The sequence below is a fragment of the Pseudomonas sp. FeS53a genome, assembly GCF_000931385.1.
Classification (GTDB): domain Bacteria; phylum Pseudomonadota; class Gammaproteobacteria; order Pseudomonadales; family Pseudomonadaceae; genus Metapseudomonas; species Metapseudomonas otitidis.
Window position 1 is genome coordinate 81,306 of the sequence record NZ_JYFT01000045.1, and the last position, 23,537, is coordinate 104,842.

Sequence of the window (23,537 nt, forward strand, 5' to 3'; positions counted from 1 at the left end):
CTCAACCCTGGCGGAAGGCGACGCCACGGCGGGTGAGGGTGATGGCACGGGCATCGGCCAGCAGAAGGCCCTGGGCATCGCAGGACTCGGACCAGTCGAGCTGGGCGCAGATCAGGCCGAGTTCGTTGAGGTCGCGCAGGCCGATCAGCACCCGCTGGGGGTCGCCGTCGAGGTGGCGGGCATCGCGAGGGTGTTCCTCGCTGAGTTGGTCGATCAGGGCACGCAGGAGCTGGGTACGGCTTTGTATATCCATGGACTGATAGGGCGCAGTCGGATTTATGCGTAGGGATTCTAGACCAGCCACCCCCCTCCGTGGCACCCATCGGTCCGCAGGTGGGTCAACGTTTTTTTCACGATCTTTTGATGGGCGCTTTACGGCCCATTGGCCAGTCTGTGGGCGACCTGAACGAGGAAGCGCCCATGTCCCGAGGCCCCCACTTCTCCCTCACCTTCGCCGCCGTGGCAGCGCTCCTGCTGCTCTGCGTCACCGCCGCCCAGGCCCGTACGCTATCCCTGGACACCCCCGGCAGCCCGATCCCCGGCCCCACCTGGGCCACCCCGGTGAACCCGGCGATCAACCTCTACCGCATGACCCCGACCCTCTACCGCAGCGCCTTGCCGAGCCGCGGCGACCTGCCCCAGCTCAACGGCCTGGGGGTGCGCACGGTGATCAGCTTCATCAAGGACGACGACCGCGAATGGCTGGGCGACAGCCCGGTAGAGCGGGTGAGCATCCCGCTGCACGCCGACCGGGTCAGCGATGACGACGTGCTGCAGGTGATGCGCGTGGTGCAGCAGGCCGAAGGCCGTGGCCCGGTGCTGATGCACTGCAAGCACGGGCGTGACCGCACCGGGCTGATGGCGGCCATGTACCGCATCCTGCTGCAAGGCTGGAGCCGCGACCAGGCGTTGGAAGAGATGCGTGCCGGCGGCTTCGGCGACCCGATGGACATGGAAGATGCGATTGCCTACGTGAACCGCGCCGACATCGACGGCTTGCGCCAGGCGCTCTCCAGCGGTGCCTGCAGCACCCGCGCCCTGGCCACCTGCCAGGTGGGGCAGTGGTGGCGGCAGACCTTCGGGCTCGCCCGGGAAGACGCCACCACCGTCCAGTGATCCTCAGTCGTCCGGGCGGATGATGCCCTTGCGCACCGCGTAGAGGACCAGCCCGGGCACGTCGTGGATGTCCAGGCGCTTCATGATCTGCGCCCGGTGCGCCTCCACCGTCTTCACGCTCAGGCCCAGCCCGTCGGCGATGGCCCGGGTCGAGGCGCCCCGGCAGATCAGTCGGAGGATCTCCACCTGGCGCTGGGTCAGCTCGGCGTCCACTTCGTCGTGGGTCGCCAGGGCCTGCTCGATCACCGGTTGCGCCACGGCGGAACTCAGGTAGCACTGGCCCCGGTCCACGGCTTTGAGGGCCATGTGCAACTCGGCCATGGCCGCATCCTTGAGCAGGTAACCGCAGGCGCCCTTCTTCAGGGCGGACAGCACCAGCTCCGCCTCGGCGTGCATCGAGAGCATCAGTACACGGGATTCCGGCACCTGGTGGCCCAGGCGCTGCAGGGCTTCGAGGCCGTCGAGGCCCTGCATGGAGATGTCCAGGAGGATGATGTCGGGTCGCAGCCGCTCGGCCATGGCGACGGCCTGTTCGCCATCCTCCGCTTCGCCGACGACTTCATAGCCTTCCAGTTCGTTGACCATGGCGCGGACACCCACGCGGATCAGGGCGTGGTCGTCGGCCAATAGCAGTCGACAGGTCATGGGCGCTCCTTGCTCATTGCGAGACACGGGTACTCCAGACGTGCGGCGCGCCCTGAAAAAGGGCAGGCCGTACAGCTACGGAGTAGCACCGATCGCAAAAGTTCGCCTCTTTGGTCCGGACGAACGGTAGCAACCGGCCATCATCAATGGCCGGGGAGCGGAAGGCCCTAGCGTGCGCCTTCGTGAGCGCGGGCGCTGGGCTGGCCGCGGGCGTACTGCACGATCACTTCCGACAGACGGCCGAGCGGCTCCGTCACCTGGGCCGCGCCCATGCGCAGCGCTTCCTTGGGCATGCCGAACACCACGCAGCTGGCCTCGTCCTGGGCCACGGTGCGGGCACCGGCCTCGCGCATGGCCAGCAGGCCACGGGCACCGTCGTCGCCCATGCCGGTCATGATCACGCCCATGGCGTTATGCCCGGCGTGGCGCGCCACCGAGCGGAACAGCACGTCCACCGAAGGCCGGTGGCGGTTCACCGGCGGGCCGTCGAGCACCTCCACCAGGTACTGCGCACCGCTGCGCTTGAGCTGCATGTGCTTGCCCCCGGGTGCCACCAGCGCCAGCCCCGGGCGCACCCGATCCATGTGTTTTGCCTCGCGCACGTCGATGGCGCAGATGCTGTCCAGGCGCTGGGCGAAGGCGGCGGTGAACTTCTCCGGCATGTGCTGGACGATGACGATTCCCGGGCAGTCCACCGGCAACTGGCGCAGCACCACTTCCAGGGCCTGGGTACCGCCGGTGGAGGTGCCCAGTGCCACCACCCGGTCGGTGGTGGACAGGGCAGTGGCACGGGGGGCGGGCGCCTCCTTGGGAGGGGCGGCCGGCACGGCGGTATTGGGCATGGCGCGCGGGTGGCTGCGGGCGGCGGCCTCGATCTGCCGGATCAGCTCGCCGGACATCTGCTGCAGGCTGTCCTTGAGCCCCTGGCGGGCCTTGGTGAACACCCCCACGGCACCGGCGGCGAGGGCGTCCAGGGTCACCGCCGCGCCTTTCTCGGTCAGCGTCGAGCAGATGATCGCCGGGGTCGGGCGCTCGGCCATGATCTTGCGCAGGAAGGTGATGCCGTCCATGCGCGGCATCTCCACGTCCAGCACCAGCACGTCGGGCCATTGCTTGCGCATCTTGTCCAGGGCGAACAGCGGGTCGGCGGCCTGGCCGATCACCTGGATGCCGGGGTGGTTGTCGAGGCAGGCGGTGAGCACCTGGCGCACCAGGGCCGAGTCATCGACGATGAAGACCTTGATCATGGCGGCGTTCCCCTTGGCCGGGCTCATGTGCGTTGGTAGACCGAGGGGCGGACCGCCCGCAGCGGCAGCTTGAAGCCGTGCAGGCTTTCGGCGTGGCCGATGAAGAACAGGCCCTCCGGGTGCAAGCGCTCCACCAGTCGCTCGACGATGCCGCGCTTCTCCTCCTGGCCGAAGTAGATCAGCACGTTGCGCAGGAAGATCACGTCGAAGGGGCCGATCTCCCGGGGGATCGGCCGGGTCAGGTTGAGTTCGGCGAACATCACCCGGTGGCGCAGCGCCTGGCTGATGCGGAACAGCCCGTCGCTTTCCTCCACGCCGCGCAGGCAGTGGCGCTGCAGCCAGCCGGGGGGGAAGTGCTCGGCCTGCTCCATGGGGTAGGTGGCGCTGCGGGCCTTTTCCAGCATGCGCAGGCTGAGGTCGCTGGCGAAGATGGACCAGTCCTTGGTCCGTGCATGTTCGGCGAGGGTCATCGCCATGCTGAAGGCCTCCTGGCCGGATGAGCTGGCCGCGCTCCACAGGTGCAGCGGCTTGCGCTGGTGGGCGGCCCATTCGCCGAGCACCTTGAAGTGCTGCGGCTCGCGGAAGAAATAGGTTTCGTTGGTGGTCAGCAGGTCCACCACCAGGCGCCGCTCGTCCTGGTTGGCCGGATCGCCGAGCAGGCGCAGGTACTCGGTGAAGTTGCCCGCGCCCACCGCCCGCAGCCGGCCCATCAGGCGGCCGGCCATGAGGATGCGCTTCTGGTCGGTCATGTGGATGCCCGACGCGTCCAGCATCAGCTGTTGCAACTGCCGGAAGTCGGCGTCGCTGAGCTTGGGCAGGTGCCGATGAGGCATCAGCCGGCCTGCTGGGCGAGGCTCAACTGGCGGATGTCCTCCAGCGACAGCACGCGCCGCACGTCGAGAATGATGGTGAAGCCGCGGTCGTCCCGCGCCATCCCGGCGATGAAGTCGGTGCGGATGCCGGCGCCGAAGGGCGGCGCCTGCTCCACCTGGTCCGACTCGATGTCCAGCACTGCGTCCACCGCATCCACCACCAGGCCGATGCGCTGGTGCTGTTCGTCCAGGTCCAGCTCGATGATGACGATGCAGGTGCGCTTGTTCGGCACGCTCAGGTCCTGGCCGAAGCGCGCCGCCAGGTCCATCACCGGCACCACGTTGCCGCGCAGGTTGATCACCCCGTGGATGAAGACCGGCATCATCGGCACGGTGGTGACCTGGCCGTATTCGATGATTTCCCGCACCAGGTCGATGGGCAGCGCGTAGCGCGCGTCACGCACCCGGAACGACAGGTGCTGCACGCTTTCCACCGCCTCGCTGGCCAGGACCGCCTGGAACTCGCTCATGCCGCCCCCCTCAGTTGAAGTTCACGAAGTGGCCTTCGTCGGCCACCGGCTGGGGCTTGCGGGCCACGGCGGTGGTCGGCCGGCGCAGCTCGCGTACGGCGGCGGCGGGGCGTTCCACCCGCACCGGCCCGGTGGCCCGCGCGGTGGTGGCTTCGAGGCGGAAGTAGTTGATCAGCTCCAGCAACTGCCCGGCCTGGGCGTTCATCTCTTCGGCAGTGGCGGCCAGCTCCTCGGAGGCGGAGGCGTTCTGCTGGGTGATCTGGTTCATCTGGCCCATGGCGATGTTGATCTGCGATGCGCCGGTGCTCTGCTCGCGGGAGGCGGCGGTGATCTCCTGCACCAGGTCGGAGGTCTTCTGGATGTTCGGCACGATCTCGTCCAGCAGGTGCCCGGCCTGCTCGGCCAGTTGCACGCTGTTGCTGGCCACGCCGCCGATCTCCTGGGCAGCCACCTGGCTGCGCTCGGCGAGCTTGCGCACTTCGGCGGCGACCACCGCGAAGCCCTTGCCGTGGTCCCCGGCACGGGCAGCCTCGATGGCGGCGTTGAGGGCCAGCAGGTTGGTCTGGTAGGCGATGTCGTCGATGATGCCGATCTTGTTGGCGATCTGCTTCATCGCCTGGACCATCTCGCTCACCGCCTGGCCACCCTGCACGGCGTCGTTGGCGGCCTTGCCGGCGATGCCGTCGGTGATCTGCGCGCTCTCGGTGTTCTGCGCGATGGAGGCGGACATCTGCTCCACCGAGGCTGTGGTTTCCTCGACGCTGGCGGCCTGCTCGGTGGCGGCCTGGCTGAGGGACTGGGAGGTGGCGCTGACCTCCTCGGAGGCCGACGACAACGAATCGGCGGCGCTGCGCACGTCGCTGATGACGGTACGCAGGCGCTCGGTCATGTGCTTCATGGAGGCCAGCAGGCGGCCGGTCTCGTCGTGGCTGTCCACCTCGATCTCGGTGGACAGGTCGCCCTCGGCCAGGTTGTCGGCCACGGCCACCGCGCGGTTCAGCGGCCGTGTGATGGAACGGGTAACGAAGATGCCGATGGCGAAGCCGAGCACGGCGGCAATGATCATCAGGGTGATCAACTGGGCGCGTGAGCCAAGGTAGATCTCGGTGATGGTGTCGTTGGCTTCCTTGGCGCGAGCGTCCTTCTGGTTCACCAGCTCAGTGAACAGGCGGTCGGCGTCATTGCCATGAGCACGCAGCTGGGGCATCAGGGCGGTGAATTCGGTGCTTGTGGCCAGGGGTACGGTCTTGCTCAGCTCGAGCATTTGCCGGACCACTTTTTCATACTCCGCCAGGCTCGCCTCCATCTCCGCCAGCTTGGCCAAGGACTGTTCGCTCTTGAAACTGCCCCGGGCGTTGTTGATGTGCTCATGCACGCTCTGCAGCGCCTCCACGACCTGGTCGGCGGTGCGCTGGCGTTCTTCCACGGTGGTTGCCAGCAGGTGGCTGCGCAGGTGGCGACCGATGTAGATGAGGTCCATGTTGCCTTTCATCATGGTCTTCAAGGCACCGACTTCGCCCAGGTACATCTGGTCAGTGAGGTCGTTGACCTTGTGCAGGTTGACGATGCCCAGCCCACCCACCGCGGCGGTGAGCAGCACCACCAGGGAGAAGCCGGCGATGAGCCGGGCTCCGATTTTCATGTTGCGGACGAATTGCATGGTGAGGCTCTCCTACTGGCCCGCGAGGTCGGGCCGTGCTGGTACGGGATGGGCGTGGGCGCGCGGCTCTGCGTCCGCGTTCTGTTGCAGGTGCTGGAGCAGGCTGGCGATGTCGAGGATCAGCGCCACCTGGCCGGAGCCGAGGATGGTGGAGCCGCTGATGCCCCGCAGGTGTTCGAAGAGCAGGCCGAGGGGCTTGATCACCGTCTGCAGCTCGCCGTGCAGCTCGTCGACGATCAGCCCGGCCTGGCGCCGCCCGAGGCTGACCACCACGATGTTGCGGCGACCGTGGGGGCTGCTGGGCAGGTCGAAGTGGGCGGCCAGGTCGATACAGGGCAGCGGGCGGCCGCGCAGTTCGATGTGGCCATAGGCACGGCGGCCGAGGCGCGCCTCGTCCAGCTCCAGGCACTCGGTGACCAGGTTCAGCGGCACCACGAAATGCTCGCCGCCCAGGCTCACCAGGAAGCCGTCGATGATGGCCAGGGTCAGCGGCAGGCGGATGCGGAAGACGCAGCCCTGGCCGGGCCGCGAGTCGATCTCGATGCTGCCGCGCAGGGCCTCGATGGCGCTGCGCACCACGTCCATGCCGACCCCCCGGCCGGAGAGGTCGGAGACGTTGTCGGCGGTGGAGAAGCCGGCGGCGAAGATCAGCCGCTGCACCTCGTGTTCCGGCGGGTTGGCCTGCGGGTCCAGCAGGCCGCGCTCGATGGCCTTCTCGCGGATGCGCGCGGTGTTCAGTCCGCGCCCGTCGTCACTGACCTCGATGACGATCATCCCGGACTCGTGGAAGGCGTTCAGGCCCAGGTGACCCTCGGCGCTCTTGCCGGCGGCCAGGCGCTGTTCGGCGGGTTCGATGCCATGGTCGATGGCGTTGCGCACCAGGTGGGTGAGGGGGTCGGCGAGCTTGTCGATCACCGTCTTGTCCAGCTCGGTGTCGGCGCCGCGTATCTCCAGGCGGATGTCCTTGCCCAGTTGCTGGCTGACGTCGCGCACCACCCGGTGGAAACGGTTGAAGGTGTCGCCGATCTCGATCATGCGCAGCTTCAGCGCTGCCTCGCGGATATGCTCCACGCGCTGGTTCACCGTCTGGGCGCTCTCCTGGCACAGCGGGTTGCCATGCTCCTGGGCCTGCATGCGGGCGGCGGCGGCGCTGATCACCAGCTCGCCCACCAGGTTGATCAGTTCGTCGAGCTTGTGGGCCGCCACCTTCACCAGGGGGCTTTCGGTATTCGGCGCACGGCGCTCGCCGTCGCGGCGGGTCTTCTGCTGGCGGGCGAGGGCGGCGTCCACCGCCTGGGGCGCCACCAGGCCCTGTTCCACCAGCACCGCGCCCAGGGGCGGTTTTTCCGCCGGGGCGCTGGCCTGGACGGCGAGGCCCTGCTGCAGTTCGTGTTCGGTGAGCAGGCCGGCGGCGACGAGGATGCCGCCGATGCGCTCGTCGGCTTCCGGCAGGGCCTGGATCAGCCGCAGGCAGTCGTCCAGGGTGCTGGCCGGCGGCAGCATGCGCAGGGTGCAGAAGTCGCGGATGAACTCGAAGACGTCCTCGATCTCGGCCTTGCTCGCCGGGGTGTCCAGGTCGATTTCCAGGCCCAGGTAGCAGGTTTCCGGGTCCATCTCGGCGAAGGGCGGCAGGCTGTCATCGAGCACTTCCAGGCTGGTGACCGTGCCCAGGCGCCCCAGGTACTGGATGAACGACATGGGGTCGAAGCCGTTGCGCAGCAGGTCGCCGTCGAAGCGCAGCGACAGGTGCCAGGCGCCGCTGCCGCGCGCCTCCTGGGCGGCTGCCGGCGTTTCGGGTGCTTCGGGCGCAGTGCTCAGGGGTTCGCCCAGGTGCGTCGCTAGGGCGGCCAGCAGCTCGGCCTGGTGCGCTTCGTCCACCGGCAACTCGCCGGTCTCCGCATCGATCAGGGCGATCATCGAGACGATCTCGTCGAGGCAGCGCAGCATCAGCGAGACCAGCGACGGCTCCAGGCGGCGCTGGCCGTCGCGCACCGCCATCAGCAGGTTTTCCAGGTGGTGGGTGAAGCTGGCCAGCGGGGTCAGGGAGAACAGCCCGGCCGAGCCCTTGAGGGTGTGCATGGCGCGGAACAGGCCGTTGATGGCTTCGGCATCGTCGGGTTGCTGGTCCAGCTGCAGCAGGTATTCCTCGGCCTGCTGGCTGAGGTCGCGGGCTTCCTCGATGAACCCCTGCAGCAGCTGGCTCCACTGGTCTCCGTTGAGCATGGCGGTCTCCGCTCAGGCCGTGGGTGCGGCGGCGGCCGGGAGCAGGTGCTCCAGGCGCAACAGGGTGATGAGTTCCAGGGGGCCCCCCTGGATACCTTCCATGACCAGCATGGCGCCATTGCCGAGCACCTGCCGGCGCAGCGCCAGCAGCAGTTGCAGGCCGGCGCTGTCGAGGTCCTCCAGGGCGTGCAGGTCCAGCCGCCAGGGCTGGTCGGCCGCCTGCTCGGCCAGTCGTGCGGTCAGCTCGGCGTGGGCGTCGGCCACCTCGTAGATGGTCAGGCTGCCCTCCAGCTCGAGGTGCCCCGGGGCTTTCACATGGACCGTGAGCATCTCAACCCACCAGCTTCTCGACGGCGGCCAGCAGCTGTTGCGGCTGGAACGGCTTGACGATCCAGGCGCGGGCGCCGGCGGCCTGGCCTTCGGCCTTCTTCGCCTGCTCGCTCTCGGTGGTGAGCATGACGATGGGGGTGAAGCGGTAGTCCTTGCTGTTCTTGATCTCCTTCACCAGGCTGATGCCGTCCAGGTTGGGCATGTTCACGTCGCTGATGATGAGGTTGATCTTCTGCCCGTTGAGCTTGGTCAGGGCGTCGCGGCCGTCGACGGCTTCGATGACCTGGTGGCCGGCGCCGCCCAGGGTCATCTTCACCAGCTGTCGCATCGAGGATGAGTCGTCGACGATGAGGATGGTCTTGCTCATGTGTGGCTCCCGGATCAGAAAAAGGTGACTTCGTTGTCGGCCGGCTTGGCGCGCCGGCCGGTGCGTTCTTCGTCGGTGGTGAACTGCCGGCGCAGCTCGGCCAGCCAGCGATGGGGCTCGCCGAGGATCGGGTCCTGGCTCTGCACGGCCTGGCGCAGGCGCTCGATGTCGTGCTGCAGGTGGTCGAGCATCTGGTCGGTGCGGTCCTGGAACTGCATGCCCACGATGATCTGCTGGATGTCGCCCTGGGTGGTGCGGGCGTCCTGCTGCAGGGCGATGGCGCTCTCGGCCAGCTCGTCGAGGTTGGCGCCCAGGTCCTTCATGATTTCCCCGGCCACCTGGTCCAGGTAGCGCAGGTTGTTTTCCTCGCTGCTGGACAGCTCGGCGGCGGCGTTAACGGTGCCGCGGATGGCCTGGTTGATCTCGCCGACCTTCTCCACCATGCGCTGGCCGGTCTCGGCGGAGAGGCTGGAGAGCTTGCGCACCTCGTCGGCCACCACCGAGAAGCCACGCCCGTAGTCACCGGCGCGAGCGGCTTCGATGGCGGCGTTGAGGGCCAGCAGGTTGGTCTGGCTGGCGATGTCCTGGACGTGCTTGGACATGCTCTGCAGCTCGGTGGCGTAGCTGTCCAGGTGGCCGATGGTGTTGAGCAGTTCGGTCTTGCGATCGGCGGATTTGTGGAAGGCGGTGGTGACTTCGTCCAGGCGCTGCTGGGCGCTGCGCAGGTTGTCGGCGACGCCGGAGCCGCCCACCACGTTCTCCGAGCGCTGCAGGGTCTGGTCCAGGCGCTGGGCGAGGCTGGAGAAGTGCTGGAACAGCTGGCCGATGTTGCTGGACACCAGTTCGCGCACCTGGCCGAGGTTCTGCCCCCAGGCCGGCAGCACGCTGGTCAGCAGCGGCACGCAATCGGCCTGCACCGGCGCGCTCGGCAGGTCATCCACCTGGGGTTCGCGAGTCGGCTGGGCGCTGCGAGGGCGCAGCGCAACGGCGGCACCCGCCGCCAGGGCCAGGCCGGCTCCGGTGACCCAGGGTTGGCCGAGTCCGAGGCCGGCGAAGCCGAGGAGGAGGGCGAGGCAGAGGAGGGAATAGGCCAGCACGGGACACGTCCTGTGAAATGCGGAATGTGCGCAAAGATAGGTCGCGCCAGAGGGTCTCGATATAGGGATTCCCCCTAGGGCCCCTAGGGGCGCTGGCAGGGGGCGGTGCACCCCGGTTGCGTGCCGACGGGCGCCAGGGAAGGGGCCGTTGAGGCACCACGGCCCCATGGTGGGTTGCGGATTTTGCCAAGCCCGTCAGGCGTTTGCGTTCACGCGGCGCTTTGTAACGGCCCCGTGACCATCGACAATCCCTTTGTTACCCAGGGCCTTTCGGGGCGTGTTTAGACTGCTGATCAGCGCAAGCACCGACTTGCATGACCAATAAGAACAACAAGGTATTGCCCATGAATGCTCTGTCTCGCCTGACTGCTGTCATCTCCCTCGCTTCGTTGTTCCCCCTGTCCGCCCTCGCCGGCGAAGTGGAAGTCCTGCACTGGTGGACCTCCGGCGGCGAAAAGCGCGCGGCCGACACCCTGAAGAAGCTCGTCGAAGAGAAAGGCCACACCTGGAAGGACTTCGCCGTCGCCGGTGGCGGTGGCGAGGCGGCCATGACCGTGCTGAAGACCCGCGCCGTGTCCGGCAACCCGCCCTCGGCGGCGCAGATCAAGGGCCCCGACATCCAGGAATGGGGCGAGCTGGGCCTGCTCACCGAGATGGACGAGGTGGCCGAGGAGGGCAAGTGGGACACGCTGCTGCCCAAGCAGGTGGCCAGCATCATGAAGTACGACGGCCACTACGTGGCGGTGCCGGTGAACGTGCACCGGGTCAACTGGCTGTGGATCAACCCCGAGGTGTTCAAGAAGGCCGGCGCCACGCCGCCCACCACCCTCGACGAGTTCTTCGCCGCTGCGGACAAGCTCAAGGCCGCCGGCTTCATCCCCGTCGCCCACGGCGGCCAGCCCTGGCAGGACGGCACCGTGTTCGAGGACCTGGTGTTCGCCATCCTCGGCCCCGAGGGCTACCACAAGGCCTTCGTCGAGCAGGACAAGGCGACCCTCACCGGTGAGCCCATGGTCCAGGCCTTCGCCGCGCTGAAGAAGCTGCGCGGCTACATCGACGCCGATGCTGCCGGCCGTGACTGGAACAGCGCCACCGGCCTGGTGATCAACGGCAAGGCCGGCATGCAGATCATGGGCGACTGGGCCAAGAGCGAGTGGACCGCCGCCGGCAAGGTGGCGGGCAAGGACTACCAGTGCCTGCCGTTCCCCGGCACCCAGGGCAGCTTCGCCTACAACATCGACTCCCTGGCCATGTTCAAGCTGAGCAATGCGGAGAACCGCAAGGCCCAGAACGACCTGGCGCGGACGGTGATGGAGCCGCAGTTCCAGCAGTTCTTCAACCAGGAGAAGGGCTCGATCCCGGTGCGCCTGGACCAGGACATGTCCAGCTTCGACGCCTGCGCCCAGCAGTCCATGAAGGACTTCAAGGCCGCCGCTGCCGGTAACGGCCTGCAGCCCAGCCTGGCCCACGGCATGGCCGCCTCCAGCTACGTGCAGGGCGCGGTGTTCGACGTGGTGACCAACTTCTTCAACGACCCCGCCGCCGACCCGAAGAAGGCCGCCCAGCAACTGGCTGCCGCGATCCAGGCCGTCCAGTAACCGCCGACTGACCCGCCCACGGCGCAGGCCCCGCTGCCTGCGCTGCGGGCCCGGCCGTCCCGAATTTCCGCGCCTCAGCGCGCGCCACCTGCCAACCCGGAGCGACCCATGAGTTCGACCGCCGTCTTCGCCAAGGCCTCACCGCTGGATGCGCTGCAGCGCTGGCTGCCCAAGCTGGTGCTGGCGCCGAGCATGCTCATCGTGCTGGTGGGCTTCTACGGCTACATCCTCTGGACCTTCGTCCTGTCCTTCACCAACTCGCGCTTCATGCCCAGCTACAACTGGGTGGGCCTGCAGCAGTACCAGCGCCTGTGGGAGAACGACCGCTGGTGGGTGGCGAGCCAGAACCTGCTGGTGTACGGCGGGCTGTTCATCGCCATCAGTCTGGTGATCGGCGTTTTCCTCGCCGTGCTGCTGGACCAGCGCATCCGCCGCGAAGGCTTCATCCGCACCGTCTACCTGTACCCCATGGCGCTGTCGATGATCGTCACCGGCACCGCCTGGAAATGGCTGCTCAACCCCGGCCTGGGCCTGGACAAGCTGCTGCGCGACTGGGGCTGGGAAGGCTTCCGCCTCGACTGGCTGGTGGACCCGGAGCGGGTCGTCTACTGCCTGGTGATCGCCGCCGTGTGGCAATCCTCCGGCTTCGTCATGGCGTTGTTCCTCGCCGGCCTGCGCGGGGTCGACCAGTCGATCATCCGCGCCGCCCAGGTGGACGGCGCCAGCCTGCCGACCATCTACCTGCGCATCGTCCTGCCGAGCCTGCGCCCGGTGTTCTTCAGCGCACTGATGATCCTCGCCCACATCGCCATCAAGAGCTTCGACCTGGTGGCGGCGATGACCGCCGGCGGCCCCGGCTACGCCTCCGACCTGCCGGCGATGTTCATGTACGCCCACACCTTCACCCGTGGGCAGATGGGCCTCGGTGCCGCCAGCGCCATGCTCATGCTCGGCGCCGTGCTGGCGATCATCGTGCCCTACCTGTATTCCGAACTGAGGAACAAGCGCCATGACTAGCCTGGCCGGAAAGTCCCCGCTCAGCGTCAGCCGCCTGGCCATCCACGCCACCCTGATCGTCGCCTGCGCCCTCTACCTGGTGCCGCTGGTGGTGATGCTGCTGACCAGCTTCAAGACCCCCGACGACATCCGCGCCGGCAACCTGCTGTCCCTGCCGGATGCCTTCACCCTGATCGGCTGGACCAAGGCCTGGGCCAGCGTCGGCGGCTACTTCTGGAACTCGGTGATGATCACCGTGCCGGCGGTGCTGATCTCCACGCTGCTCGGCGCGCTCAACGGCTATGTGCTGTCCATGTGGCGCTTCCGTGGCTCGCAGCTGTTCTTCGGTGCGCTGCTGTTCGGCTGCTTCCTGCCGTTCCAGGTGGTGCTGCTGCCGGCCTCCTTCACCCTCGGCAAGCTGGGGCTGGCCAACACCACCGGCGGCCTGGTGCTGGTGCATGTGGTGTACGGCCTGGCCTTCACCACGCTGTTCTTCCGCAACTTCTACGTGAGCATCCCCGATGCCCTGGTGCGGGCGGCGCGGCTCGACGGCGCGGGGTTCTTCACCATCTTCGGGCGCATCCTGCTGCCCATGTCGGTGCCGACCATCATGGTCTGCCTGATCTGGCAGTTCACCCAGATCTGGAACGACTTCCTCTTCGGCGTGGTGTTCGCCAGCGGCGACAGCCAGCCCATCACCGTGGCCCTCAACAACCTGGTGAACACCAGCACCGGGGCCAAGGAATACAACGTCGACATGGCCGCCGCGATGATCGCCGGCCTGCCGACCCTGCTCGTCTACGTATTCGCCGGCAAGTACTTCCTGCGCGGCCTCACGGCCGGTGCGGTCAAGGGCTGAAAAGCGGCTGCGCCCGTTCGCGGCGCTTCTGATTAGTGGAGATCGACATGGCAACCCTCGAACTGCGCAACGTGAACAAACGCTACGGCAGCGGCCTGGCGGACACCCTCCGGGACATCGAACTGTCCATCGACTCGGGGGAGTTCCTGATCCTCGTCGGGCCTTCGGGCTGCGGCAAATCCACCCTGATGAACTGCATCGCCGGGCTTGAAGCCATCAGCGGCGGCGCCATCCTCGTGGACGGCCAGGACATCAGCGGCATGAGCCCCAAGGACCGGGACATCGCCATGGTGTTCCAGTCCTACGCCCTGTACCCGACCATGAGCGTGCGCGAGAACATCGCCTTCGGCCTGAAGATCCGCAAGCTGCCGGCCGCCGAGATCGAGGCGGAGGTGAGCCGCGTGGCCAAGCTGCTGCAGATCGAGCACCTGCTGGAGCGCAAGCCCGGCCAGCTCTCCGGCGGCCAGCAGCAGCGCGTCGCCATGGGCCGGGCCCTGGCGCGGCGGCCGAAGATCTACCTGTTCGACGAGCCGCTCTCCAACCTCGACGCCAAGCTGCGGGTGGAGATGCGCACCGAGATCAAGCTGATGCACCAGCGGCTGAAGACCACCACCGTCTACGTCACCCACGACCAGATCGAGGCCATGACCCTGGGCGACAAGGTGGCGGTGATGAAGGACGGCGTCATCCAGCAGTTCGGCACCCCGCAGCAGATCTACAACGACCCGGCCAACCTCTTCGTCGCCGGGTTCATGGGCTCGCCGCCGATGAACTTCATCCCCCTGCGCCTGCAGCGCCGCGACGGTCAGCTGTGGGCGCTGCTGGACAGCGGCCAGGACCGCTGCGAGCTGCCCTTGGGCGAGCGCGGGGTGGGGTTCGAGGAGCGCGATGTGATCCTCGGGATACGCCCGGAGCAGATCCTCGGCGCCGCGCCGGACAGCCGCGGCGCCCCGGGCGTGCGGGTCGAGGTGGAGGTGGTCGAGCCCACCGGCCCGGACACCCTGGTGTTCACCAGCCTCAACCGCACCAAGGTCTGCTGCCGCCTCGGCCCGGATACCGTTCCTCGGCCAGGTGAAACCCTCACGCTGCATATCGATCCGAGCAAGGTGCTGCTGTTCGACGCCAACAGCGGCGAGCGGCTGCGCCCGGCAGGCCCTTCCAGCAGCCCCGGGCTGCCCGCCAACGTGGCGCAGCTGAAGGGGCGTTGAACCATGGCCCGGCAACGCCGGGCCACGGCAGGCAGGGCGCTTCGTCTCAGCCCTGCCGATCGCCCCGTGGTGGGCTGATGCCCACCCTGCGAGGGCACCAAGGGAACGTTCCATCGCAACACAACAATAAGAATGGAGTGGACATGAACACGAAGATTCGAGGTTTGTGGGTACTGCCCTGCACGCTGTTCGCCGCCTCCGGGCTGGCCCAGGCGGTCGAGTTCAGCGGGTACGTGCGCAGCGGCGCCGGCGGTTCCAGCGAAGGGGGCACGCAGTCCTGCTTCCAGTTGCCGGGGGCGCAGTCGAAGTACCGCCTGGGCAACGAGTGCGAGCAGTACATGGAGCTGGACCTGCGCCAGGACCTGCTCAAGCTGGACGACGGCTCGGTGGTCAGCATCGAGGGCATGGCGCAGCTGTACAACCAGTACGGGCACACGCCGAAGTTCACCGGTGACTACGGTTTCGCGCGGATGAACCAGATGTACGCCGAGTGGAGCAACATGCCCGCGCTCAACGGCGGTTCGTTCTGGGCGGGGCGCCGTTTCTACAAGCGCAACGACATCCACATCTCCGACTTCTACTACTGGAACCAGAGCGCCACGGGCTTCGGCTTCGACGAAGTGGCCATCGGCGACCTGAAGTACAGCTACGTGTTCTCGCGCAAGGACAACTACGAGCAGAAGCCCTACATCAACCGCCACGACTTCAACGTCGGCGGCTTCCAGACCAACCCCGGCGGCGAGGTGGAGCTGGGCGTCAGCTACATCGACAAGCCCGACAGCACCGGCGCCCACAGCGGTTGGTCGGTCTCGGCGCAGCACAAGCAGCAGGCCTTCCTCGGCGGGGTCAACACCGTGGCCCTGCAATACGGGCGCGGCCCCGGCACGGCGCTGGGCTACACCGGCGACCCGACCCTGGATAACGCCAACAAGAGCTGGCGCCTGGTGGAGTTCTTCGACTGGCAGGTGACGCCGCATTTCGGCGGACAGTTCGAGGTGGTCTACCAGAAGGACACCCGCCCGGATGGCGACGACCAGAACTGGCTGTCCATCGGCGTGCGCCCGGTCTACGCCTTCACCGACCAGTTCAAGCTGGTGACCGAGCTGGGCCGCGACCAGGTGGAGGCCCCCGGCGGCACCCGCAAGCTCACCAAGTTCACCGTGGCGCCCACTTGGTCGCCGTCCGGGCCGGGGTTCTCCCAGCGTCCGGAGTTCCGCCTCTACTACACCTACGCCAGCTGGAACGAGGCCGCCCAGCGTGCTGCCAGCGAACTGGCCGCCGGTTCGGCGCTGTCCGACACCGGGGCCTTCGGCGATGCGCTGCACGGCTCCAACTTCGGCGTGCAGGTGGAGTACTGGTGGAAGTGACGGGAGCGGCCCGTGGCGGCTGCTGAGCGCGACGGGGCGCGCCGTGCAGGGCACGCGGGGGAGGGCGGCGCGCATCCCCTCGACGCCCTGCTGCGGCCGGCCAGCGGGCAGCTGTTCCGCTGGTGTGAACACCAGGGGCGCGAGCTGCTGCTGGTGGAGCATCCCCGCTGCTCGGCGGTGTTCAGCCGCCAGGGTGGGCAGTTGCTGCATTACCAGCCGCGCGGCGAGCGTCCGCTGCTCTGGTGCGCCCGCCACTGGCCGCGCGTGGGCGCCATTCGCGGTGGCGTGCCGGTGTGCTGGCCCTGGTTCGGGCGCCATCCGGTGGAAAGCGGCTGGCCCCACCACGGCTGGGCGCGGCTCTCCGACTGGCGGCTGGTCGGCAAGGACGCCGACGCCCAGGGTGTACGCCTGGAGTGGCGCCTGCAGTTGCACGACTGGCAGGTGGAGCTGCGGGCCTGCCTGGGGGATGCCCTGAGCCTGGAACTGGTGACGACCCACCGTGACAGCGAGCCGTGCGTCCTCAGCCAGGCCCTGCACGCCTATTGGCGGGTGTCGGATGTGGCGCGGGTGGCGCTGCTCGGCCTGGATGGCGCCGACGGGCACGACCTGCTGGCCCGAGAGCCCTGTCGGCAAACCGGCGAACTGCGGGTCACCGAGGGCGTGCACAGGCGCTTCCAGCGGGGCGGGACGCTGACCCTACAGGACCCGGGCTGGCAACGGCGGCTGCGCGTCGACGGTGGCGACAACCCCCACACCGTGGTCTGGCACCCCGGCAGCCGGCCGCTGCCCGAGGTGAGCTGGTCGGAGAGCCTGGGGTTCCTGTCGGTGCAGGCCGCCGCCTGCGGCGACCCGGGGCGGGTCCTGGCACCGGGGGACGAGGCCAGGTTGGCGCTGAAGGCCTGGATCGCGGGGTAGCCCGGGCATCGTCCAAGGTATTGGAAGGCACACCGTAGGATGCGGGTAAGTGGTGCGAACCCCATCAACATCCCGAGGCACGGGGTACAACCCAGGTCACCGTGCCACGCCTGTGATGGGCTTCGCGTAGCTCAGCCCATCCTACGAGGGCGGTGCTAACGCCCGACCATTGGGTTCGAATCAATCGACGGGGTAGCCCGGGCTTCAGCCCGGGAACGGTTGGCGCGGATTTCCCGGACTGAAGTCCGGGCTACGTTCCTGAACCTGCCGAGGCACGGGTGTAGCCCAGGCCACCGTGCCACGCCCGTGGTGCTGCCGCCCGACCATCGGACCCGAATCAATCCCGCCCAGGCGGGTCTGCCCAACAAGAGGGTGGCACTCGGCGTAGCCCGGGCTTCAGCCCGGGACGAGGTGCGGAATGTACGCCGTGCCCTCTCAGGCCGGCTCTTCGTCCGCCGGGTAGCGGCTGGCGTTGAGGCTTTCCTTGATCTTGCGCAGGTGCGGCTGGAAGTCGATGCCCCGGCGCAGGGTCACGCCGGTGGCGAGCACGTCGAGCACGGTGAGCTGAATGATCCGCGAGGTCATCGGCATGTAGATGTCGGTGTCCTCCGGCAACGGGATGTTGAGGCTGATGGTGCTGGCCTTGGCCAGCGGCGAGCCGGCGGCGGTGAGGCCGAGCACCGAGGCGCCGTTCTGCCGGGCCAGGCGTGCCACCTCCACCAGCTCGCGGGTGCGCCCGGTGTAGGAAATGATCACGAACAGGTCCCCGGTGTGGGCCACCGAGGCGAGCATGCGCTGCATCAGCACGTCGGAGTGGGCCGAGACGGCCAGGTTGAAGCGGAAGAACTTGTGCTGGGCATCCAGCGCCACCGAGGCCGAGGCGCCGAGGCCGAAGAAGTGGATCTGCCGGGCCTGGATCATCAGGTCCACCGCGCGGCTGATCAGCTGCGGGTCGAGGCTCTGGCAGGCGCTGTCCAGGGAGGCGATGGCGCTGCCGAAGATCTTCCGCGTGTAGGCCTCGGGGCCGTCGTCGGCCGAGACCGACTGGCTGACGTAGGCCGCACCGCTGGCCAGGCTCTGGGCCAGCTGCATCTTCAGCTCCGGGTAGCCGTTGACGCCGAAGGAGCGGCAGAAGCGGTTCACCGTGGGCTCGCTGACCTGGGCGGCCTGGGCGAGGGCGGCGATGCTGAAGCGGGTGGCCTGCTGCGGGTCCTGCAGGATCACCTCGGCAACCTTGCGTTCGGCCTTGTTGAGTTCGTCGAGACGGCCCTGGATCTGCTCCAGGAGATTGCGCATGCGGTCCATGGGGTTCCTTAGCAGGGCCTGCGGAAACGGTGGCCTATCGTACTGAGGGCCACAGTCGCCAGCCAGAGGTAACAGGGGTGTGACTAAATGTTGTGTTTATTACTACATTTTTTCTTGTGTTGCGAATTCTGGCGGTGTAAATCTCTCTCAACCTTGTAGAAGAACAAAACATCATGGCTGCCATCACTGTAGAACCCTGCACCTTTGCCCTGTTCGGCGCCCTTGGCGACCTGGCCCTGCGCAAGCTGTTCCCGGCGCTCTACCAGCTGGACCGCGCGGGGCTGCTGCACCCGCGCACCCGCATCCTCGCCCTGGCCCGTGAAAGCGACGAGAACGGCGCCCGCCAGGCCGCCATCGCCGAGCACCTGGAGCGCCACGTGCCCGAGCGCGAGATCGACCCCGACCAGGTGGCGCGCTTCATGGCGCGGCTGGAATACCTGTCGATGGACTTCTTCCTCCACGCCGAGGGCTACCGCGAGCTGGCCGAGCGGGTGGGGGCGGACGAGCCGCTGATCGCCTACTTCGCCACCCCGGCCTCGGTGTACGGCGCCATCTGCGAAGGCCTGGCCCAGGTGGGCCTGGTGCAGAACACCCGGGTGGTGCTGGAGAAACCCATCGGCCATGACCTGGAGTCCTCCCGGCGGATCAACGACGCCGTGGCGGTGCACTTCCCGGAGAGCCGCATCTACCGGATCGACCACTACCTGGGCAAGGAGACGGTGCAGAACCTGATCGCCCTACGCTTCGCCAACAGCCTGTTCGAGACCCAGTGGAACCAGCACCACATCTCCCACGTGGAGATCACCGTGGCCGAGCAGGTGGGCATCGAAGGGCGCTGGGGCTATTTCGACGAGGCCGGCCAGCTGCGTGACATGGTGCAGAACCACCTGCTGCAGCTGCTCTGCCTGATCGCCATGGACCCGCCCAGCAACCTCTCCGCCGACAGCATCCGCGACGAGAAGGTCAAGGTGCTCAAGGCCCTGGCGCCCATCACTGCCGCCCAGGTGGCGCAGCAGGTGGTGCGCGGCCAGTACATCGCCGGCAGCAGCCAGGGCCGGTCGGTGCCGGGTTACCTGGAGGAAGAGAACGCCAATACCCACAGCGACACCGAGACCTTCGTCGCCCTGCGGGCCGACATCCGCAACTGGCGCTGGAGCGGCGTGCCCTTCTACCTGCGCACCGGCAAGCGCATGCCGCAGAAGCTGTCGCAGATCGTCATCCACTTCAAGGAACCGCCGCACTACATCTTCGCCCCCGAGCAGCGGCCGCTGATCAGCAACCGGCTGATCATCCGCCTGCAACCGGACGAAGGCATCTCCCTGCAGGTGATGACCAAGGAGCAGGGCCTGGACAAGGGCATGCAGCTGCGCAGCGGCCCGCTGCAACTGAATTTCTCCGACACCTACCGCAGCGCGCGCATCCCCGATGCCTACGAGCGCCTGTTGCTGGAGGTGATGCAGGGCAACCAGAACCTCTTCGTGCGCAAGGACGAAATCGAATACGCCTGGCAGTGGTGCGACCAGCTCATCGAAGGCTGGAAGCAGCTGGGCGATGCCCCCAAACCCTATGCCGCCGGCACCTGGGGGCCGGTGGCCTCCATCGCATTGATCACCCGAGACGGAAGGAGCTGGTATGGCGATCTCTGACCTCCGATTCCCCCCGGCCGTGAAGCCGATAGCCCTGGCGGATGCCGCCGAGCTGGCCGGGCACCTGGCCCAGCGCGTGGCCGAGGCCCTGCGCGAGGCCCTGGCCGCACGCGGCAGCGCCACCCTGGTGGTGTCCGGCGGGCGCAGCCCGGTGGCCTTCTTCGAACGCCTGGCGCAAGCGCGGCTGGACTGGCCCGCCGTGACCGTCGGCCTGGCCGACGAGCGCTGGGTGCCGGTGAGCCACCCGGACAGCAACGAAGGGCTGGTGCGGCGCCACCTGCTCCAGGGCGAGGCCGCCAAGGTCCGCTTCGTCGGCCTCTACCAGGCCGCCGCCACCCAGGAGGAGGCTGCGCGCCTGGCCGACCAGGCCCTGGAAGCGCTGCCGCAGCCCATCGACGTGCTGGTGCTGGGCATGGGCGAAGACGGCCACACCGCCTCGCTGTTCCCCGGCAGCCCGAACCTGGCCGAGGCCCTGGACCCGGCCTGCCGCGCCCGGTGCCTGGCGACCCGCGCACCCAGCGTGCCCCACCAGCGCCTGACGCTGCCCCTGGCCTTGCTGCAAGGCAGCCGCCTGACCCTGCTGGCCCTGCAAGGGCACGGCAAGCTGGACACCCTGGCCGCCGCGCTGCAGGGCGAGGACGTGGCGGCCATGCCGATCCGCGCGTTCCTGCGCCGGCCGCTGTCGATCTACTGGTGCCCCTGAGGCTCCATCCGTCTCAAGGGCTCACGCAACGGGAGTAATGCCATGACCACCATCCACAAGCCGCGAACCGCCGTTCGCCGCGTGCCGAGCATGGCCGAGAAGGTGGAGATGATCGACCGGCTCTGCGCCGAGGCGCGCATCCTGCCGGTCATCACCATCGAAGACGAAGCCCACATCCTGCCGCTGGCCGACGCCCTGGCCGCCGGTGGCCTCAAGGTGCTGGAAGTGACCCTGCGCTCGGCCCACGGCCTGGGCGCCATCCGCCTGCTGCGGGCGCAGCGCCCGGACCTGCTGGTGGGCGCCGGCACCGTGCTGGACGAGGCGATGCTGGCCGAGGCCGAGGCCGCCGGCGCCCAGTTCCTCGTCAGCCCCGGCTGCACCGCCGAACTGCTCGATGCCGCGTTGCACAGCCCGCTGCCGCTGCTGCCGGGCGTGGGCAGCGCCTCCGAGATCATGCTCGGCCACGCCCGTGGCTACAGGCGCTTCAAGCTGTTCCCGGCGGAGATCTGCGGCGGCGTCGCGGCGCTCAAGGCCTTCGGCGGCCCGTTCCCGGCGGTGCGTTTCTGCCCCACCGGCGGCGTGCGGCCGGACAACCTGGTCCAGTACATGGCCCAACCCAACGTCATGTGCGTGGGCGGCAGCTGGATGCTGGACAGCGCCTGGCAGCGTGCCGGCGACTGGGACCGCATCACCCGCACCACCGCCGAAGCCCTGGCCCTGCTGGCCTGAACCCCTACCCGGAGCGCGCCATGTCCCTGTTCACTGCCGAGACCCTGTTCCCCCACGCCGACCAGATTCCCGAGGCCTGGCGCCTGGGCGAGCCCGTCGAGCAACGTGACTACCTGGTGGATGGCGAACTGCGCCACTGGGCCGGCCCCCTGGCCCCGGTGCGCAGCCCGGTCTACCTCAAGGGCCCGCAGGGCGAGGAGCAGGTGGTGCTCGGCAGCACACCGCTGCTGGATGCCGAGGCCGCCCTGCAGGCGCTGGACGCCGCCGTGCGTGCCTACGACAAAGGGCAGGGCGCCTGGCCGACCCTGCGGGTGGCCGAGCGCATCGCCCACGTGGAACGCTTCCTGGCGCGCATGCGCGAGCAGCGCCAGGCGGTGGTGAAACTGCTGATGTGGGAGATCGGCAAGAACCTCAAGGACTCCGAGAAGGAGTTCGACCGCACCTGCGACTACATCGTCGACACCATCGAGGCGCTCAAGGAGCTGGACCGCCGCTCCAGCCGCTTCGAGCTGGTGCAGGGCACCCTCGGGCAGATCCGCCGCGTTCCCCTCGGCGTGGCGCTGTGCATGGGGCCGTACAACTACCCGCTGAATGAAACCTTCACCACGCTGATCCCGGCGCTAATCATGGGCAACACCGTGGTCTTCAAACCGGCCAAGTTCGGCGTGCTGCTGATGCGCCCGCTGCTGGAGGCGTTCCGCGACAGCTTCCCGCCCGGCGTCATCAACATCATCTACGGCAAGGGCCGCGAGACCGTCAGCGCCATCATGGCCAGCGGCAAGGTGGACGTGTTCGCCTTCATCGGCACCCACTCCGGCGCCGCCGACCTGAAGAAGCTGCACCCGCGCCCGCATCGCCTGCGCGCTGCTCTCGGGCTGGACGCGAAGAACCCCGGCATCGTGCTGCCCCAGGTGGACCTGGACAATGCCGTGGAAGAGGCCGTCACCGGCGCGCTCTCGTTCAATGGCCAGCGCTGCACCGCACTGAAGATCCTCTTCGTCCACGAGGACGTGCTGGAACCTTTCCTCACCCGGTTCAGCGCGCGCCTGGCACGCCTGCGCCCCGGCATGCCCTGGGACGACGGCGTGGCCCTGACCCCGCTGCCGGAACCGGGCAAGGTGGACTACCTCGACGGCCTGCTGCGCGATGCCCTGGAGCAGGGCGCACAGGTGGTCAACGAAGGCGGCGGCCGGCGTCACCAGAGCTTCTTCTACCCCGCGCTGTTGTGCCCGGTGACCCCGGCCATGCGGGTCTACCACGAGGAGCAGTTCGGCCCGCTGGTGCCGGTGGTGCCCTACCGCGACCTGCAGACGGTGATCGACTACGTGCTGGATTCCGACTACGGCCAGCAGCTGTCGATCTTCGGCAACGACCCCGCCGAAGTGGGGCGGCTGGTGGACACCTTCGCCAACCAGGTGGGGCGCATCAACATCAACGCCCAGTGCCAGCGCGGCCCGGACAGCTTCCCCTTCAACGGCCGCAAGAACTCCGCCGAAGGCACCCTGTCGGTGCATGACGCCCTGCGCACCTTCTCCATCCGCACCCTGGTGGCGACCCGCTTCAACGCGGACAACAAGGCGCTGGTCAGCCGCATCCTCGGCAACCGCGAATCCAGCTTCATCAGCACGGACTACATCTTCTGATGCGTCGCGGCGTGTTGCTGGCGGTGGCGCTGCTGCCGCTGCTGGCGTGGGGCGAGGAGCCGGGGTGCGGCGACTACCTGGCGGCTCTCGGCGTCAGCGCGTCCGGGTTGCAGTTCGACGGCTGCCGCCTGGAGGAGGGCGGCCAGCTGCGCCAGCGGGTGGCCGAGTACAGCATCCCCGGACGCGACGCCCGAGCGCTCGAAGCCCGGCTGGAACAGCGCTTCGGCATGCAGCCGCTGCGCTTCGTCTGCTGCGGCTGGGAGGCCCCGTCCGTCTACGCCCCCCATCCCGCCGGCCGGCCCTACGGTTACGAGATCGGCATGGGCTCCGGCGAAACCCTGGAAAAGGACTGGACCCGCATCGACCGCTTCCACGTCCGCGTCACCCTCTTCCTCGAAGAACCCTGACCGTCCGTAGCCTGGCTACAGTCCAGGGCGCGGAGGTTGGGCATTCCCCGGACTGAAGTCCGGGCTACCCCGTGCTCGAACCCGCAGTCGTTTACCGGCACCCGTAGCCTGGGCTTCAGCCCAGGAAGCGGAGG

At 68.2% G+C, this 23,537-nt stretch carries 23 protein-coding genes; 12 read left to right on the forward strand and 11 right to left on the reverse strand.

What is annotated here, in order from left to right; genetic code table 11:
- Nucleotide 1: 1 nt before the first annotated feature.
- Nucleotides 2-253, reverse strand: coding sequence for a hypothetical protein (locus SZ55_RS13155; protein WP_044406468.1), 252 nt, complete (start codon nt 251-253; stop codon nt 2-4).
- A gap of 167 nt (nt 254-420) precedes the next feature.
- Here SZ55_RS13155 and SZ55_RS13160 point away from each other — a divergent pair, with 167 nt between their 5' ends.
- Nucleotides 421-1,116, forward strand: a complete 696-nt coding sequence (locus SZ55_RS13160) for a dual specificity protein phosphatase family protein (RefSeq protein WP_044406472.1) — start codon at nt 421-423, stop codon at nt 1,114-1,116.
- A 3-nt stretch (nt 1,117-1,119) separates the two neighbouring features.
- Here the strand turns inward: SZ55_RS13160 and SZ55_RS13165 are convergent, their stop codons facing one another.
- The 9 genes from SZ55_RS13165 to SZ55_RS13205 all read right to left on the reverse strand — a co-directional run bounded on the left by SZ55_RS13165 (nt 1,120) and on the right by SZ55_RS13205 (nt 10,195).
- Nucleotides 1,120-1,761 carry a response regulator gene (locus SZ55_RS13165; RefSeq protein WP_044406476.1) on the reverse strand — a complete coding sequence of 214 codons (642 nt, stop codon included), beginning with the start codon at nt 1,759-1,761 and terminating at the stop codon, nt 1,120-1,122.
- A gap of 167 nt (nt 1,762-1,928) precedes the next feature.
- Nucleotides 1,929-3,008 (reverse strand): protein-glutamate methylesterase/protein-glutamine glutaminase, encoded by a 1,080-nt coding sequence (locus SZ55_RS13170; protein WP_044406479.1) that lies wholly within the window; start codon nt 3,006-3,008, stop codon nt 1,929-1,931.
- A gap of 23 nt (nt 3,009-3,031) precedes the next feature.
- Complete coding sequence (locus SZ55_RS13175) at nt 3,032-3,841, reverse strand: CheR family methyltransferase (RefSeq protein WP_044406481.1); 810 nt, start codon at nt 3,839-3,841, stop codon at nt 3,032-3,034.
- Nucleotides 3,841-4,350 carry a chemotaxis protein CheW gene (locus tag SZ55_RS13180; protein ID WP_044406484.1) on the reverse strand — a complete coding sequence of 170 codons (510 nt, stop codon included), beginning with the start codon at nt 4,348-4,350 and terminating at the stop codon, nt 3,841-3,843. Before SZ55_RS13180 ends, SZ55_RS13175 begins: the two co-directional genes overlap by 1 nt.
- Before the next feature lie 10 nt (nt 4,351-4,360).
- Nucleotides 4,361-6,010, reverse strand: coding sequence for a methyl-accepting chemotaxis protein (locus tag SZ55_RS13185; RefSeq protein WP_044406488.1), 1,650 nt, complete (start codon nt 6,008-6,010; stop codon nt 4,361-4,363).
- Between the two features lie 12 nt (nt 6,011-6,022).
- Nucleotides 6,023-8,233, reverse strand: a complete 2,211-nt coding sequence (locus SZ55_RS13190) for a chemotaxis protein CheA (protein WP_044406491.1) — start codon at nt 8,231-8,233, stop codon at nt 6,023-6,025.
- A gap of 12 nt (nt 8,234-8,245) precedes the next feature.
- The gene (locus SZ55_RS13195; protein WP_044406507.1) at nt 8,246-8,563 is read right to left on the reverse strand and encodes an STAS domain-containing protein; all 318 of its coding nucleotides are present in this window, start codon (nt 8,561-8,563) and stop codon (nt 8,246-8,248) included.
- A gap of 1 nt (nt 8,564) precedes the next feature.
- Complete coding sequence (locus tag SZ55_RS13200) at nt 8,565-8,930, reverse strand: response regulator (RefSeq protein ID WP_044406509.1); 366 nt, start codon at nt 8,928-8,930, stop codon at nt 8,565-8,567.
- Nucleotides 8,931-8,944: 14 nt separating this feature from the next.
- Nucleotides 8,945-10,195 (reverse strand): methyl-accepting chemotaxis protein, encoded by a 1,251-nt coding sequence (locus SZ55_RS13205; protein ID WP_152644480.1) that lies wholly within the window; start codon nt 10,193-10,195, stop codon nt 8,945-8,947.
- Nucleotides 10,196-10,371: 176 nt separating this feature from the next.
- Here SZ55_RS13205 and SZ55_RS13210 point away from each other — a divergent pair, with 176 nt between their 5' ends.
- The 6 genes from SZ55_RS13210 (at nt 10,372) to SZ55_RS13235 (ending at nt 16,970) form a co-directional block, all read left to right on the forward strand.
- Nucleotides 10,372-11,625 (forward strand): ABC transporter substrate-binding protein, encoded by a 1,254-nt coding sequence (locus tag SZ55_RS13210; RefSeq protein ID WP_044406515.1) that lies wholly within the window; start codon nt 10,372-10,374, stop codon nt 11,623-11,625.
- A 108-nt stretch (nt 11,626-11,733) separates the two neighbouring features.
- Complete coding sequence (locus tag SZ55_RS13215) at nt 11,734-12,642, forward strand: carbohydrate ABC transporter permease (RefSeq protein ID WP_044406518.1); 909 nt, start codon at nt 11,734-11,736, stop codon at nt 12,640-12,642.
- Entirely contained in the window at nt 12,635-13,480 is an 846-nt protein-coding gene (locus tag SZ55_RS13220) for a carbohydrate ABC transporter permease (protein WP_044406521.1), read from the forward strand. Before SZ55_RS13215 ends, SZ55_RS13220 begins: the two co-directional genes overlap by 8 nt.
- Before the next feature lie 47 nt (nt 13,481-13,527).
- Nucleotides 13,528-14,688, forward strand: coding sequence for an ABC transporter ATP-binding protein (locus tag SZ55_RS13225; RefSeq protein WP_044406523.1), 1,161 nt, complete (start codon nt 13,528-13,530; stop codon nt 14,686-14,688).
- Between the two features lie 143 nt (nt 14,689-14,831).
- The gene (locus tag SZ55_RS13230) at nt 14,832-16,055 is read left to right on the forward strand and encodes a maltoporin (RefSeq protein ID WP_044406526.1); all 1,224 of its coding nucleotides are present in this window, start codon (nt 14,832-14,834) and stop codon (nt 16,053-16,055) included.
- A gap of 12 nt (nt 16,056-16,067) precedes the next feature.
- Nucleotides 16,068-16,970, forward strand: coding sequence for a D-hexose-6-phosphate mutarotase (locus tag SZ55_RS13235; protein WP_082078225.1), 903 nt, complete (start codon nt 16,068-16,070; stop codon nt 16,968-16,970).
- Nucleotides 16,971-17,405: 435 nt separating this feature from the next.
- Here the strand turns inward: SZ55_RS13235 and SZ55_RS13240 are convergent, their stop codons facing one another.
- Complete coding sequence (locus SZ55_RS13240; RefSeq protein WP_172435076.1) at nt 17,406-18,266, reverse strand: MurR/RpiR family transcriptional regulator; 861 nt, start codon at nt 18,264-18,266, stop codon at nt 17,406-17,408.
- A 182-nt stretch (nt 18,267-18,448) separates the two neighbouring features.
- Between SZ55_RS13240 and zwf the strand changes: the two genes are divergently transcribed.
- The 5 genes from zwf (at nt 18,449) to SZ55_RS27105 (ending at nt 23,403) form a co-directional block, all read left to right on the forward strand.
- Nucleotides 18,449-19,921 (forward strand): glucose-6-phosphate dehydrogenase, encoded by a 1,473-nt coding sequence (zwf, locus tag SZ55_RS13245; protein ID WP_044406532.1) that lies wholly within the window; start codon nt 18,449-18,451, stop codon nt 19,919-19,921.
- Entirely contained in the window at nt 19,908-20,624 is a 717-nt protein-coding gene (pgl, locus tag SZ55_RS13250) for a 6-phosphogluconolactonase (protein ID WP_044406535.1), read from the forward strand. The genes zwf and pgl overlap by 14 nt, the downstream gene beginning before the upstream one ends.
- 90 nt (nt 20,625-20,714) lie before the next feature.
- The gene (locus SZ55_RS13255) at nt 20,715-21,353 is read left to right on the forward strand and encodes a bifunctional 4-hydroxy-2-oxoglutarate aldolase/2-dehydro-3-deoxy-phosphogluconate aldolase (RefSeq protein WP_044406639.1); all 639 of its coding nucleotides are present in this window, start codon (nt 20,715-20,717) and stop codon (nt 21,351-21,353) included.
- Between the two features lie 20 nt (nt 21,354-21,373).
- The gene (locus SZ55_RS13260; protein ID WP_044406538.1) at nt 21,374-22,996 is read left to right on the forward strand and encodes an NADP-dependent glyceraldehyde-3-phosphate dehydrogenase; all 1,623 of its coding nucleotides are present in this window, start codon (nt 21,374-21,376) and stop codon (nt 22,994-22,996) included.
- Nucleotides 22,996-23,403 (forward strand): DUF4952 domain-containing protein, encoded by a 408-nt coding sequence (locus SZ55_RS27105; RefSeq protein WP_052807597.1) that lies wholly within the window; start codon nt 22,996-22,998, stop codon nt 23,401-23,403. The genes SZ55_RS13260 and SZ55_RS27105 overlap by 1 nt, the downstream gene beginning before the upstream one ends.
- The last annotated feature ends 134 nt before the right edge of the window (nt 23,404-23,537 follow it).